Source organism: Micromonospora humida (genome assembly GCF_016901255.1).
GTDB classification, from domain to species: Bacteria; Actinomycetota; Actinomycetes; order Mycobacteriales; family Micromonosporaceae; genus Micromonospora; species Micromonospora wenchangensis.
The window spans coordinates 205,336-219,746 of sequence record NZ_JAFEUC010000011.1 but is presented as its reverse complement, the minus strand read 5'-3'; the positions used below and the strand labels follow the sequence as shown (position 1 = coordinate 219,746).

Below are 14,411 nucleotides of genomic sequence, written 5' to 3'. Positions count from 1 at the left end.
TCACCCGCCGGCCGGGTCGACGGGGACGGCATGGGGCCGGCACCGCCGCCCGGGGCGGGGTCGGGATCAGGCGAGGTCGAGCGAGCGGGCGGCGGTCAGGGCGTCGTTGGCGATGGTGATCGGGGCGGGCGCGGTGGAGATCGCCCACTCCGGGTCCTTCAGGCCGTGGCCGGTGACCGTGCAGACCACCGTCGCCCCGGCCGGCACCCGACCCTCGGCACCCTGCTGGAGCAGACCCGCCACGCTGGCCGCGCTGCCCAGCTCGACGAAGACCCCCACCTCCCGGGCCAGCAGCCGGTACGCCGCCAGGATCTCCCGGTCGGTCACCGCGGCGATCAGGCCCTGCGAGGCGTCCCGGGCGTCGAGCGCCTTGGTCCAGCTCGCCGGGTTGCCGATCCGGATGGCGGTGGCGATCGTCGACGGCTCCGGCACCACCTGGCCGTTGACGATCGGGGCCGCCCCGGCGGCCTGGAAGCCGTACATCTTCGGGGCGCGGGTGGCGTTGCCGTCCCGCAGGTCCTCCGAGTAGCCCATCCAGTAGGCGGAGATGTTGCCGGCGTTGCCGACGGGCAGGCAGTGGATGTCGGGGGCGTCACCGAGCGCCTCGACGATCTCGAAGGCGGCCGTCTTCTGGCCGTGCAGCCGGTCCGGGTTGACCGAGTTGACCAGGGCCACCGGGAAGTCCTGGGCGAGCTTGGAGGCCAACGCCAGGCAGTCGTCGAAGTTGCCCTGCACCTGGAGCAGCTTGGCCCCGTGCACCAGCGCCTGGGCCAGCTTGCCCAGCGCGATCTTGCCCTGCGGCACCAGCACCGCGCAGGTGATCCCGGCGCGGGCCGCGTACGCGGCGGCGGAGGCGCTGGTGTTACCGGTGGAGGCGCAGATGATCGCCTTGTCGCCGGCCTCGACGGCCTTGGAGACGGCGACGGTCATGCCGCGATCCTTGAACGAGCCGGTCGGGTTGGCCCCCTCGACCTTGAGGTAGACGTCCGCGCCGAGCCGGGCTGAGAGCGCCGGCGCGGGCAGCAGCGGGGTGTTCCCCTCGTGCAGGGTGACCACGGGCGTGGCGTCGGTGACCGGCAGCCGGTCCCGGTACGTCTCGATCAGGCCCCGCCACATGTCGCTCTCCTCGCCTCTGCCGCCCCGGTCGTGCCGGGGCCCCTGCCAGCCTGGACCAGCCTCGTCGACCGGGCCCCGGCACACCCGTCGATAACCATCAGGCGAGACGCCCGGTCATGCCCCGCCCTCGACCCGCAGCACACTGGCCACCGACCGGACGATGTCCAGCCCGCGCAGCTCCCCCACCGTCGCGGCGAGCGCGGCGTCCGGGGCGACGTGGGTGACGATGACCAGGTCGGCGTCCTCGCCACGGCCGGCCGGACCGCCGCCGGCCGGCCCCTGCCGGACGGTGGCGATGGACACGTCGTGCCGGGCGAACACGCCGGCCACCGCCTGGAGCACCCCCGGCCGGTCGACCACGTCGAGACTGATGTGGTAGCGGGTCAGCGCCTCGCCCATCGGCCGGACCGCCAGGTCGGCGTAGGCGGACTCGCTGGCCGCGTGGGCACCGGCGAGCCGGTTGCGGGACACCGCGACCACGTCGCCGAGGACCGCGCTGGCGGTCGGCGCGCCACCGGCCCCCCGGCCGTAGAACATCAGCTGCCCGGCCGCCTCGGCCTCGACGAAGACCGCGTTGAACGCGTCGCCGACGCTGGCCAGCGGGTGGGTCAGCGGGATCATCGCGGGGTGCACCCGGACGCTGACCGTCTCCCGGCCGGCGGCGTCGGTGCCCCGGGCGGCGATGCAGAGCAGCTTGATGGTGCAGCCCATCGCCTTGGCGCTGGCCATGTCGGCGACGGTGACCTCGGTGATGCCCTCGCGGTGCACGTCGGCGGCGGTGACCCGGGTGTGGAAGGCCAGCGACGCCAGGATGGCGGCCTTCGCGGCGGCGTCGAAGCCCTCCACGTCGGCGGTCGGGTCGGCCTCGGCATACCCCAGCTCGGTCGCCTCGTCGAGCGCCTCGGCGAAGCCGGCGCCGGTGGCGTCCATCGCGGAGAGGATGAAGTTGGTGGTGCCGTTGACGATGCCGGTGACCCGGTTGATCCGGTCGCCGTGCAGCGACTCGCGCAGCGGGCGCAGCAGCGGGATCGCCCCGGCGACGGACGCCTCGTAGTAGAGGTCGGCCCCGCCCTCGGCCGCCGCGTCGTGCAGAGAGGCACCGTCCTCGGCGAGCAGCGCCTTGTTGGCGGTGACCACGCTCTTGCCGGCGCGCAGCGCCTCCACCAGCCAGCTCCGCGCCGGCTCGATGCCGCCGACCACCTCGACGACGACGTCCACGTCGTCGCGTTTGATCAGGCCGAGCGGGTCGGTGGTGAACAGCGCCGGGTCGACGGGGAGGTCACCCCGGTCCCGGCCGAGCCGGCGCACGGCGATACCGGCGATCTCCAGCGGAGCGCCGATCCGGGCGGCCAGGTCGGCGGCCTGCTCGTGCAGCAGCCGGACCACCTCGCTACCGACCGTTCCGCAGCCGAGCAGGGCCAAGCGCACAGGTGACGTCATCCCACATCCAAAGCGAGCAGGTCTTCTTCGGTCTCCCGCCGTACGATCAGCCGGGCTCGGCCGTCACGCACCGCTACCACCGGGGGGCGGGGCACATGGTTGTAGTTGCTGGCCATGCTCCGGCAGTACGCCCCCGTGCCGGGGACCGCGACAAGATCTCCGGGCTGCACGTCGGCGGGCAGGAATTCATCCTTCACCACGATGTCCCCGGACTCACAGTGCTTTCCCACCACGCGGGCCAGCAGTGGCTCGGCCGTCGAGGCCCGGCCGGCGAGCGTCGCCGAGTACGAGGCGTCGTAGAGCGCGGTCCGGATGTTGTCGCTCATCCCGCCGTCCACGCTGACGTACGTGCGCAGCCCGTCGACGTCCTTGACGGTGCCGACCTCGTAGAGGGTGAACACGGCGGGGCCGACGATGGCCCGGCCCGGCTCGATCGACAGGTGCGGGACGGCCAGGTTCTCCGCCGCGCACTCCGAGTCGACGATCTTGCGGAGCCGCTTGGCCAGCTCCGCCGGGGTCGACGGGTCGTCCTGCGTGGTGTACGCGATGCCGAAGCCGCCGCCCAGGTCCAGCTCGGGCAGCTCCACCCCCCGGGCGTCGCGGATCTGCGCCTGCAGGGCGAGCACCCGGCGGGCGGAGACCTCGAAGCCGCTGGTGTCGAAGATCTGCGAACCGATGTGCGAGTGCAGCCCGCGCAGGTCCAGCACGCCCTCGTCGATGACCCGGAAGGCGGCTGCGGCGGCGGCCCCGCCGGCCAGCGAGAAACCGAACTTCTGGTCCTCGTGGGCGGTGGCGATGAACTCGTGGGTGTGCGCCTCCACCCCGACGGTGACCCGGATCAGCACGCCGGGGCGGACCCCGCGCTCCCGGGCCAGCGCGGTGAGCCGGTCGATCTCGGTGAACGAGTCGAGGATGATCCGCCCCACCCCGGCGTCCAGCGCCCGGGTCAGCTCGGCGACGGACTTGTTGTTGCCGTGGAAGCCGATCCGCTCCGCCGGCATCCCGGCCGACAACGCGGTGGCCAGCTCGCCGCCGGAGCAGACGTCCAGGTGCAGGCCCTCCTCGGCGATCATGCGGACCACCGCCCGGCAGAGGAACGCCTTGCCGGCGTAGTAGACGTCCACGTCCGGGAAGGCGTCCCGGAAGTCCCGGGCGCGCGAGCGCAGGTCGTCCTCGTCGAGGACGTACGCCGGGGTGCCGTACCCGGCGGCCAGCTCGCGGACGTCGAGACCCGCGACGGTCAGCGCGCCGCCCGCGCCGCGCTCGACCTGGCGCGGCCAGAGCTGCGGCACCAGGGCGTTGACGTCGGCCGGGGGACGCAGCCAGCCCGGCCCCCGGTCCCCGATGTCGCCGTGCATCGCACCGGCTTCGTGGGCACGCATCAGGGCTACATCCTCTCCGGGGCGGAGACGCCGAGCAGGCGCAGCCCGTTGGCGATCACCGTGCGGGTGGCGTCGTTGAGCCAGAGCCGGGCCCGGTGCAGGTCGGTGACCTCCTCGTCGCCGCGCGGCAGGACCCGGCAGTTGTCGTAGAACCGGTGGTACGCCCCGGCGAGGTCCTCCAGGTAGCGGGCGACCCGGTGCGGCTCGCGCAGCTCGGCGGCGGCGGCGACCACCGCGGGGAACTCGGCGAGCGCCTTGAGCAGCTCGTTCTCCTTGTCGTGGTCGAGCAGCTCGGGGTGGAACCCGGCCCCGTCGCCCCGGCTCAGGCCGACCTCGGCGGCGTTACGGCCGACGCTCGCCGTCCGGGCGGCGACGTACTGCACGTAGTAGACCGGGTTGTCACGGGTGGCCCGGGTCCACAGCTCGACGTCGATGTCGATGGGCGAGTCGCTGGAGTAGCGGGCCAGCGCGTAGCGGGCGGCGTCCACCCCGATCGCGTCGACCAGGTCCTCCAGGGTGACCACGGTGCCGGCGCGCTTGCTCATCCGCAGCGGGACGCCGTCCCGGACGAGGTTGACCAGCTGGCCGATGAGGATCTCCAGGTTGACCGCCGGGTCGTCGCCGAAACAGGCGGACATCGCCTTCATCCGCCCGATGTAGCCGTGGTGGTCCGCACCCAGCATGATCACGACCCGCTCGAAGCCGCGCTCCCGCTTGTCCAGGTAGTAGGCGCAGTCGGCGGCGAAGTACGTCCACTCGCCGTTGGACTTGCGCAGCACCCGGTCCTTGTCGTCACCGAAGTCGGTGGTGCGCAGCCAGGTCGCCCCGTCGGCCTCGTACAGGTGGCCCTGCGCGCGCAGCCGGTCCAGGGCGAGGTCCAGCTCGCCCCGGTCGTGCAGGTCCTTCTCGTTGAAGTAGGTGTCGAACTCCACCCCGAAGCCGCGCAGCGAGGACCTGATCTCGGCGAACATCAGCGTGACGCCCTCGACCCGGAACACCTCCTGGGCCTGCGCGTCGGGCAGGTCGAGCACGTCCGGCCGGACCGCCCGGACCTGCTCGGCGATCTCGGCGATGTACGCCCCGCCGTAGCCGTCCTCGGGGGCCGGCTCGCCCTTCGCCGCGCACAGCAGCGACCGGGCGAACCGGTCGATCTGCGACCCGGCGTCGTTGAAGTAGTACTCGGTGCCGACGTCGGCGCCGGTGGCCCGCAGCAGCCGGCTGAGCGCATCACCGACGGCCGCCCAGCGGACCCCGCCGATGTGCACCGGGCCGGTCGGGTTCGCCGAGACGAACTCCAGGTTGATCCGCTGGCCGGCGAGCCGGTCGCTGCGGCCGTACTCCGCGCCGGCCTCGACGATCACCCGGGCGAGCTGACCGGCGGCGGCCGCATCGAGCCGGATGTTGAGGAACCCCGGGCCGGCGATCTCCACCGACTTGATCCCGGCCGCCCGGCCGAGCTGGTCGGCCAGCGCGGCGGCCAGCTCCCGGGGCGGGACGCCCACCTTCTTGCTGAGCTGGAGCGCCAGCGTCGAGGCGTAGTCGCCGTGGTCGGGATTGCGCGGTCGCTCCACCGCCGTGTGCGCCGGGAGCGCGGCGGGGTCGAGCCCACGCTCGGTGAAAACGGCGTGGGCTGCGGAGAGGACGACCTCGGCCAGTTCTGCGGGAGTCACCGAACCATGTTATCGGGGGTAGACTCGGGCACTCGGCGGCGACCCTGAGCGTCACCCGGCCCGCCAGATCCCCTGACCGACCGACCTGACGAGGCACGATGAGCATCAGCACCCCGGGCGGCCCGCAGCGCCGTCCGACCGTGGTCAGCACCGGTAAGAAGCCGGCGGCCGGCCGGCCCGCGGCCGACGCCAAGCCCGGGGGCGGCAAGTCCGCGGGCGCGCCCCGGCAGACCTCGGGCGGTAAGGGCCCCCGCAAGCCGATCACGCCGGTGAAGGTGAGCCAGGGCCGGTCCTGGGGCCCGATCGCCCTGTTCGTCGCCGTGGGCGTGCTCGCCGTCTCGATCATCGGCTACGGCGCGTACGCGGCCTTCCAGGGTTCGAAGTCGTGGGAGCAGCGGGCCGCCGACATCGACGGCATCGTCGACTTCCGGGACAAGGACCCCAAGCTCGTCCAGGGTGGCCAGCACCAGCAGGGCGCGATCAAGTACGACGTGCTCCCGCCGGTGGCCGGCCCGCACAACCCGGCCTGGCAGAACTGCATGGGTGACGTCTACGACGCCCCGATCGCCAACGAGCACGCGGTGCACAGCCTGGAGCACGGCACGGTGTGGATCACCTACCGCCCCGACCTGCCGGCCGACCAGGTCAGCAAGCTCCGCAGCAAGGTGCAGGGCGTCGAGAAGGCCATGCTCAGCCCGTTCGAGGGGCTGGACAAGCCGATCTCGCTCCAGGCGTGGGGCTACCAGCTCAAGGTCGACAACGCCGACGACAGTCGGATCGACGAGTTCATCAAGACCCTGCGGGTGAACGCCTCGGTCGAGGGCCCGAACGCCAACTGCGGTCAGGGCATCACGGCCACCGGCACCGCCCCGCGCGACAACCTCCCGCAGCAACAGCAGCAGCCCACCCAGTGAGGACGTGGCGATGACCGCTCCCGCGACGACCGACACGCCGCCCGTCGAGCCCCCGGTCACCTCCTCAGGTGACCGGCGGCCCGCCGGCCGTTACGGCGTGCTCGCGCTGGCCGCCGCCGTCGTGGTCGGCCTCCTCCTCGGGTACGCCGGCGGACTGCTCACCCCGACGTTGACCCGGCCGGGCGACAGCTCGGCGGAGGCCGGCTTCGCCCGGGACATGAGCACCCACCACGCCCAGGCGGTCGAGATGGGGCTGATCGCCTTCGACCGGGGCACCGACCCCGAGGTACGGCAGATCGGCGGCGACATCGCCACCGGCCAGCAGGGCGAGATCGGCACCATGCAGACCTGGCTGCGGTCGTGGGGGCTCGACCCGACCGGCAGCGAGCCCCGGATGGCCTGGATGCCCGACGGGGCCACGGTCGAGAACGGCCTGATGCCCGGCATGGCGACGCCGGAGGAGATGGCCAAGCTGCGTGTCGCCCAGGGGCGCGAGCTGGACGTCCTCTTCCTCCAGATGATGATCAAGCATCACCTCGGCGGCATCCACATGATCCAGGGCATCCTCGACGCCGGCAGCGACGATGACGTCCTCAAGGTCGCCCAGATCATGAAGAACACCCAGCAGACCGACCTGACCAACCTGCAGAACGCGTTGAAGCGCCTGGGCGGCTGACCCGCCCGACCTTCCTGAAGGCCCGCGTACCGCCCAGGCGGACGCGGGCCTTCGCGGTCTTCGACCCCGATGACAGGTTATGGGCGATTTGCATCTTTAGCACGCTGCGCACCTTTGAGCCCCTACGAGAGGTTTCTACCCACATATCGTGACCAGTTGCGATTAGTGCTCGTTGCGTAGGACGTGGGGGTTGCACTCAGAGACGCGCGGCGCTCGGTCACCAGCTGGTGCCGACGCCACACCATCGGCGGTGACGGAGCGGTGGCAGCCGCCCGTCGCGGACACCGGCAGGGCGAGTCGGGAGCGCTCAGCCGGCAACAGGAACTCGAACTGATCGACGTACTGCGCGGCGTCCACCCCGACGGGTTCGGGCTGGACGAGGAACTCTGGACACGCCAGAGCCTCGCCGCGCTGATCCAGCGCCGCTTCGACCTCACCATGGACACCGGCACCGTCGGGGCGTACCTGCGGGCCTGGGGGCTGGGTCCCCGGGAACCGCGCGAGCGGGCCTGCGGGCTCTGCGTCGGTGCGGTCGAGCGCTGGGTGCGCGGCGAGTACCCGGCCATCACCCGGGCCGCCCAGGAACACGACGCGGAGGTCTACTGGATCGGCCGGGTACGCCTGCTCGGCACCATGCCCGCCGCCGAGGTGATCTCGGCGGTGTCCTCCCGGGGCCGGGTCCGGTTCATGGTCACCACGCCGAGCGTGGACCCGCCACTGCCCCGCGACTTCGTGCTCCGGCTCAGCGGCGCCGACCAGCACCCGGTGCACCTGATCGTGGACGGCTCCTGGCCCCGCAACGAGTGGCCCCGCCGGCTGCCCCGGCGCATCGTCCTGCACCCGCTGCCGAGCTGCGGGCGCACCCTGGCACCGCCTGACCGCCTGACCGCCTGACCGCCTGACCGGCCAGCCGGCCATCGACCACCGGTCTCGATCCGCCCGGCCCGGTGGCGGTGGCCGATCCGCCTCGCCCGGCCGGTGGCCGATCCGCCAGGCCCGGCCGCCGGCGACGTTCCACCGCCGACGGCCGTCGCGGTCGACCCCGGCCCGCCACCATGATCACGCAGGTCAGCGGGGTGCGCCGGTGGGGGCCGGGTGGCGATTCGGTGATCCCGGAGGGGTTTGCTACTCTTCTCAGGTCGCTGAGCCCCCGTAGCTCAGGGGATAGAGCACCGCCCTCCGGAGGCGGGGGCGCAGGTTCGAATCCTGCCGGGGGCACACTTGCTAAGGAAGCCGCGACCAGCACGAGAAGGCCGCTGACCAGGGGAAACCCGATCAGCGGCCTTCGTCGTGTGTCCGGCCGTCAACGACCCGGGCGGGCGTCCGGGTCACCGCGACGATCCACGCAGTATCGCCCCCGTGGCGCTGTCCCGGCTCGATGATGCCGCTCCATCGGCCCACAGGAGTCGATCACCACCCGGCCGGGCGGGCGACGGCCGGTCAGGGGGCTTCGCGGCGGGCTCTGGCGCGGCGTTTTCCCTCGTGCATGGCCTGCACCCGGGGCACCGGGATGGTCCGTCCCTCGGCCACCAGGTCGGCGGGCAGCCGCTGCGGCGCAGGCATCGCCCCGGCCCACGGGTCCCGGTCGCCGAGCATCGCCGGAACGGTCCGCACGGTGAAGTCGCCGGGGGTGACCCGGTCGAGGTCGTCCCAGGCCACCGGGAAGGAGACCGGCAGCCCGGGGCGCATCCGGGGGCTGTACGCGGCGACCACCGTCGCCCCGCCGGCCCGGGTGGGGTCGACGAAGACCCGGCCGCCCCGGTCCTCCCGGATGAAGGCGGTGGTCGCCGCCTGCGGGTCGAGACGCTCGGTGTGTACGGCGAGCGCCCGGGTCGCGGCGGCCACCTCCTCGGCGGTGCTGTCCGGGTGCACCGGTACGAAGACGTGCAGCCCCTTGGCCCCGCTGGTCTTCACCGCTCCGGCCAGCCCGACGTCGGCCAGCGCCCGGCGGACCGCCCCGGCGACCCGGGCCACCGTGGGGAAGACGTCCCCCTCGGGCGGGTCGAGGTCGAGCACGAGGTGGGTGGGCTGCCCGGGGCGGGTCGCGGTGACCAGCGTCGGGTGGTACTCGATCGCCCGCTGGTTGGCGAACCAGAGCAGGGTGCGCCGGTCGTCGCAGAGCGCGTACGACACCTGGCGGTGCGAGGTCTCGGCCCAGATCGCGGTGCGGCGTACCCAGTCGGGGGTGTATTTCGGCAGGTTCTTCTGCATGAACGGCTCCTGCCCGCGCAGCAGCCGGACCACCGACAGCGGCCGGTCGTGCAGGCCGGGCAGGATGCGCTCGTGTACGGCGTCGAGGTAGTCGACCAGGTCCCGCTTGGTCAGGTCGCTCCCGGCGAGCAGCGGCTGGCCCAGATTGGTCAGGTCGACCCCGTCCCGCGTCTCCTCCGCCCCACCCATCCGCCCACCCTCCCGGCCGTGCCGGCCCGGCGCAACCCCGACACGGTCGACGGCCGGTCCCGTCGTCGAGGTGTCCGTCTGTGACCATGACACCGGCGGAAGGAGAGCCCTCGTGTCCCGGGAACACAGCGACGGCCGCACCGGCGGGCAGCAGGACGACGACGAGTGCGCCGGTGGCGGGCGGGACGGCGACTGCACCCTGCGGGAGGCGCTGGACCGGGTGGGCGGCAAGTGGGCGATCGGCATCCTGCTGGCCGCCTCCCCCGGCCCGGTCCGCTTCTCGGAGTTGACCCGGCAGGTCGAGGGGATCAGCCGCCGGATGCTCACGTTGACCCTGCGTAACCTGGAGCGGGATGGCCTGTTGCACCGTCGGGTGCATCCGGGCGTGCCGCCGAGGGTCGAGTACCGGGCCACCCCGATGGCGTTGGAGCTGTACGAGCCGTTGCGGGCGCTGACCGCCTGGGCGGACCGGCACCGGGCGGCGATCAGCGAGGCGCGGGCGGCGTACGACCGGGAGCACGGCCGGGGGTGAGCGGCACCGCGCTGTGGCGAACGCCACCGACTTGCTCTGACCGATCGGTCAGGGTCTGACCGATCGGTCAGGCATGCTGGAACGCATGATCCGACGTACCCCCCGCACGCACGGCGAGATCCTCGCCGCAGCGGCCCGGCGGTTCGCGGTGACCGGCTACAAGGGCACCTCGTTGCAGGACATCGCCCGCGAGGTGGGCTGTTCCAAGGCGGCGGTGCTCTACCACTTCGCGGGCAAGGAAGCCCTGCTCGCCGAGCTGATGGCAGGACCGATCGCGGTCCTCTGTGAGCTGGACGAGCGGATCTCGGCGCTGACCGGCGCGGCCGCGCAACGCGTGGCGGCGGAGGGCTTCGTCGACCTCGCGGTGCGGTTCCGGGGTGAGATCGCGCTGCTGCGCGGGGAGTTCCCGGAACTGCTCGCCCAACCGGCCTTCGCCCACATCCAGCGGATCTCCGAGCGGCTGATCGAGGCGATGACCGGCCCCGACGGCGGGCAGGACGCGCGGGTCGCCGCGCTGGTGCTGCTCGCCGGCATCGCCGAGGGGTGCGGCGCGTTCGCCGACATCTCCGACGAGGAACTGCGTCCCGCCCTGCTGGCCGTCGCCCAGCGGGTGCTCGTCACCCCCACACCGCCGCCACCACGGCCACCTCTCGACCACCAACACCAGGATTGAGGACAAGGATCTGATGGCGACCCTGCTGTACCGGCTAGGCCGGGCATCGTTGCGCCGCCGGCGACTCGTCGTCGCCGTATGGCTCGTCGTACTCGTCGGCCTCGGCATCGCCGCCGCCACCCTGAAGGGCCCGACGGCCAGCAACTTCACCATGCCCGGCACCGAGTCGCAGCAGGCGTTGGACCTGCTCGCCGAGCGGTTCCCGGCAGCCAGCGGCGCCACCGGCACCATCGCGGTGAAGGCACCCGCCGACGGCCAGTTGACCACCCCGGACGGGCAGGCCGTGGTGAAGGGGGTCGTCCAGGAGGCGGCCACCCTGCCCGGCGTCATCGGCGCGGTCGACCCGTACCAGTCACAGGCGATCACCCCCAACGGCCGCTACGCGCTGATCCAGGTGCAGTTCGCCACCGGCGCGGACGACGTCACCGACGACCAGCGGGCGGCGTACGAGAAGGTCGGCGCGCAGGCCGAGGCCCAGGGGTGGCAGATCGCCCCCGGCGGTGAGGTGCTCAACGCGGAGCCGGAGGTCGGGTCGACCGAGGCGCTCGGCGTGCTCGTCGCCGCGATCGTCCTGATCATCACGTTCGGGTCGCTGGTCGCGGCCGGGATGACCATGCTGAACGCGCTGATCGGCGTCGGGGTCGGCATGGCCGGCCTGTTCGCGCTCAGCAGCGTGGTCGAGCTGACCAGCACCGCGCCCATCCTGGCCCTGATGCTCGGCCTGGCGGTCGGCATCGACTACTCGCTGTTCATCACCTCCCGGCACCGGCAGCACCTGCTCGAAGGGCTCACCCCGGAGGAGGCTGTCGGACGGGCCGTCGGCACCGCCGGTTCCGCCGTGCTCTTCGCCGGCGCCACCGTGGTCATCGCGCTCGCCGGCCTCGCCGTGGTCGGTATCCCGTTCCTCACCGTGATGGGTCTGGCCGCCGCCGGCACGGTCAGCGTGGCGGTGCTGGTGGCGATCACCCTCGCCCCGGCGCTGCTCGGCTTCGCCGGCCGCCGGGTGCTGCCCCGCAAGCTGCGCAACGTCACCCCGGCGGCCGAGGCCACCGACACCGTCGACGCCGTGCCGGCCGCCGAGGACCGTTCCGGCTTCGGGTTCCGCTGGGCGCAGTGGGTGACCCGGCTGCGCATCCCGGTGATCCTGGTCGGCCTGCTCGGTCTCGGGCTGCTCGCCCTGCCGGCGCAGGACATGCGGATCGCCCTGCCGGACGCCAGCACCGCCCCGGTGGGCAGTCCGGCCCGCACCAGCGCCGACCTGATCCGGGAGGGCTTCGGTCCGGGCTTCACCGGCCGGCTCGCCGTGGTGGTCACCTCGGACTCCCCGCAGGACACCGCCGCGGCCGTGCCGCAGGTCGCCGCGCTGGTCCAGCGTACGGACGGGGTGTTGGCGGTGGCCCCGCCGCAGCTCGACCCGTCCGGGCGGACCGCGCTGATCGGGGTGATCCCGAAGAGCGGGCCGACCGATGCGGCCACCGAGACGCTGGTGCACGACATCCGGGACCGGGTGGGCTCGATCGGCAACGCCGAGGTGCTGCTGACCGGCGTCACCGCGATCGGCATCGACGTGTCCGAGAAGCTTTCCGACGCGATGCCGGTCTACCTGCTGCTCGTGGTGGGGCTGTCGATCCTGCTGCTGATGCTGGTCTTCCGGTCGATCCTGGTGCCGGTGAAGGCCGCGCTGGGCTTCCTGCTCACGGTGGCCGCCACCTTCGGCATCACCGTCGCGGTGTTCCAGCAGGGTCACCTCGCCAGGCTGGTCGGCCTGGACAGCCCGGCCCCGCTGATCAGCTTCCTGCCGATCCTGCTGATCGGCATCCTGTTCGGCCTGGCCATGGACTACGAGGTCTTCCTGGTCTCCCGGATGCGGGAGGACTTCGTGCACGGGGACACGGCCCGGCAGGCCACCATCAACGGGATGGGGCACGGGGCCCGGGTGGTCACCGCCGCCGCGCTGATCATGATGTCGGTCTTCGGCGGCTTCGTCTTCCTCGACGACCCGGTGATCAAGTCGATGGGCTTCGCGCTCGCCGTCGGGGTCGCCATCGACGCCTTCGTGGTGCGGATGACCATCGTTCCCGCCGTGATGTCCCTGCTGAACGCCAGGGCGTGGTGGCTCCCCCGCTGGCTCGACCGGGCCCTGCCCAACGTCGACATCGAGGGCGAAGGCCTCCGCGCCCACCTCGACAAGGAGCCGGTCAACGCCTGACCCTGCCGATCATGGAGTTGTGGTGCCGGACGGAACGGGAGGAACACCCTCGGACCGGGCACCACAACTCCATGATCCACGCAGGAGACGGGGGGACGGGGTTACACGCCGGCGGGGTAGGTTTCCAGTTCGCCGGTGGTGGTGTGGGTGGGTAGGGGGTGCAGGGCGGTGGACTCGTCGCACCAGACGAGGGCGTCGTAGCGGTCGGCCAGCCGGCTCGGCACGTAGTTGCCCCAGCGCTCGAAGGTCGGGTCGTAGACCACCCCGATGGCCCGGTGCTCGACGGTGCCGGTGACCCAGTCGGGCTGGTCGGGGCCGCCGAAGACGAGCACCGCCCGCTCCGGCAGCAGTTCGTGCAGCCGCCACTCCACCGAGCCCTCCCGGGCCGGCGGCACCGCCATCACCTCGGCCGGTGAACCCCAGTGCGGGGCGGCGACCACGGTGCCCCGGTAGCCGCCGAAGCCGATCAGCGTCACCGCGTCCCGGCCGAGGCGTTCCCGGGCGAGCTGACCGATGTTGACCATCCCGTCGCCGGCCATGTCGGTGGCGCGGGCGTCCCCGATGTGGGTGTTGTGCGCCCAGACGATCCCCCGTGACCCCGGGCCGTACCGGGTGAGCAGCCGGTCCAGGGTGTCGGCCATGTGGATGTCGCGCACGTTCCAGGAATCCGGCCCGCCGTGCACCATCGCCCGGTAGTACCGCTCCGCGCCGGCCACCACCTCCGCGTTCTGCCAGGCCGCGAAGGCGTCCGGGCCGTCCGAGGCGACGTGTGCCCGGGTACGCGCCAACAGCCGGATCACCTCCTCCTCGCAGCGGGCCGAGACGAACCGGCTGGCCGCGCCGTACTCCTCGACCCGCCGGCCGTACGGCTCGAAGCACCGGTAGGCGTCCTGCGCCGCCTCCATCGACTTCGGGTCCTCCTCGCCGAGGTAGTCGAAGATGGCCTGCATGGACTCCCACAGGCTGTAGACGTCGAGCCCGTGGAAACCGGCCCGTTCCCGCTCCGGGCGCTCCAGGTTCCACGCCCGCAGCCAGCGGCAGAACCGGTCCACCTCGGCGTTGGCCCACATCCAGGTGGGCCAGCGGGTGAACCGGCCCAGCGCGGTACGCGGGTCCTGCGCGCCGCCGGGCGCGCCCACCACCGAGCGGTGCACCCGGTCGCAGTCCGGCCAGTCGCCCTCCACCGCCACGAAGTCGAACCCCTGCTCGGCGATGAGCCTTCGGGTGAGCTGCTCACGCAACCGGTAGTAGTCGTGACTGCCGTGCGTCGCCTCGCCGATCATCACCACCCGGGCGTCCCGGGCGCGCTCCAGCAGCGGGTCGAAGTCGCTCGGCGTACCGAGCCGCTGTACCAGCATGGGCGGGGCTACCCGGCAGGGTCGGCCGACAAACCGCCGCC

At 72.7% G+C, this 14,411-nt stretch carries 12 protein-coding genes and 1 tRNA gene; 7 read left to right on the top strand and 6 right to left on the bottom strand.

Translation table 11 applies throughout. The features are described from left to right. Positions 1-66: 66 nt before the first annotated feature. The 4 genes from thrC to argS form a co-directional block, all read right to left on the bottom strand. Entirely contained in the window at positions 67-1,116 is a 1,050-nt protein-coding gene (gene thrC, locus JQX11_RS22290) for a threonine synthase (RefSeq protein WP_204926914.1), read from the bottom strand. 114 nt (positions 1,117-1,230) lie between these two features. Further along, positions 1,231-2,544 (bottom strand): homoserine dehydrogenase, encoded by a 1,314-nt coding sequence (locus JQX11_RS22285; RefSeq protein WP_204926961.1) that lies wholly within the window; start codon positions 2,542-2,544, stop codon positions 1,231-1,233. 8 nt (positions 2,545-2,552) lie between these two features. Beyond that, positions 2,553-3,938, bottom strand: coding sequence for a diaminopimelate decarboxylase (gene lysA / locus JQX11_RS22280; RefSeq protein ID WP_204926913.1), 1,386 nt, complete (start codon positions 3,936-3,938; stop codon positions 2,553-2,555). 5 nt (positions 3,939-3,943) lie between these two features. Beyond that, positions 3,944-5,608, bottom strand: a complete 1,665-nt coding sequence (argS, locus tag JQX11_RS22275) for an arginine--tRNA ligase (RefSeq protein WP_204926912.1) — start codon at positions 5,606-5,608, stop codon at positions 3,944-3,946. Positions 5,609-5,706: 98 nt separating this feature from the next. On the opposite strand from argS, the gene JQX11_RS22270 reads away from it, so the two are divergent. The 4 genes from JQX11_RS22270 (at position 5,707) to JQX11_RS22255 (ending at position 8,416) form a co-directional block, all read left to right on the top strand. Next, entirely contained in the window at positions 5,707-6,522 is an 816-nt protein-coding gene (locus JQX11_RS22270) for a thioredoxin-like domain-containing protein (RefSeq protein WP_204926911.1), read from the top strand. Positions 6,523-6,532: 10 nt separating this feature from the next. Beyond that, a complete protein-coding gene (locus JQX11_RS22265; RefSeq protein ID WP_204926907.1) occupies positions 6,533-7,198 on the top strand; it encodes a DUF305 domain-containing protein in 666 nt (221 codons plus the stop codon). Between the two features lie 183 nt (positions 7,199-7,381). After that, positions 7,382-8,092, top strand: a complete 711-nt coding sequence (locus JQX11_RS22260; RefSeq protein ID WP_204926906.1) for a winged helix-turn-helix domain-containing protein — start codon at positions 7,382-7,384, stop codon at positions 8,090-8,092. Positions 8,093-8,344: 252 nt separating this feature from the next. Further along, positions 8,345-8,416 (top strand) — tRNA-Arg (locus JQX11_RS22255). Between the two features lie 222 nt (positions 8,417-8,638). Here the strand turns inward: JQX11_RS22255 and ligD are convergent. Then, positions 8,639-9,598 (bottom strand): non-homologous end-joining DNA ligase, encoded by a 960-nt coding sequence (gene ligD, locus JQX11_RS22250; RefSeq protein ID WP_204926905.1) that lies wholly within the window; start codon positions 9,596-9,598, stop codon positions 8,639-8,641. A gap of 199 nt (positions 9,599-9,797) precedes the next feature. Here ligD and JQX11_RS22245 point away from each other — a divergent pair, with 199 nt between their 5' ends. The 3 genes from JQX11_RS22245 (at position 9,798) to JQX11_RS22235 (ending at position 13,012) form a co-directional block, all read left to right on the top strand. Next, positions 9,798-10,130 carry a winged helix-turn-helix transcriptional regulator gene (locus tag JQX11_RS22245; protein WP_232378396.1) on the top strand — a complete coding sequence of 111 codons (333 nt, stop codon included), beginning with the start codon at positions 9,798-9,800 and terminating at the stop codon, positions 10,128-10,130. 85 nt (positions 10,131-10,215) lie between these two features. Next, positions 10,216-10,803 (top strand): TetR/AcrR family transcriptional regulator, encoded by a 588-nt coding sequence (locus tag JQX11_RS22240; protein WP_204926902.1) that lies wholly within the window; start codon positions 10,216-10,218, stop codon positions 10,801-10,803. Between the two features lie 13 nt (positions 10,804-10,816). Further along, entirely contained in the window at positions 10,817-13,012 is a 2,196-nt protein-coding gene (locus tag JQX11_RS22235) for an MMPL family transporter (protein ID WP_204926901.1), read from the top strand. 101 nt (positions 13,013-13,113) lie between these two features. Here JQX11_RS22235 and JQX11_RS22230 read toward each other — a convergent pair whose 3' ends face one another. Continuing rightward, positions 13,114-14,370 carry an erythromycin esterase family protein gene (locus tag JQX11_RS22230; protein WP_204926900.1) on the bottom strand — a complete coding sequence of 419 codons (1,257 nt, stop codon included), beginning with the start codon at positions 14,368-14,370 and terminating at the stop codon, positions 13,114-13,116. Positions 14,371-14,411 lie beyond the last annotated feature (41 nt).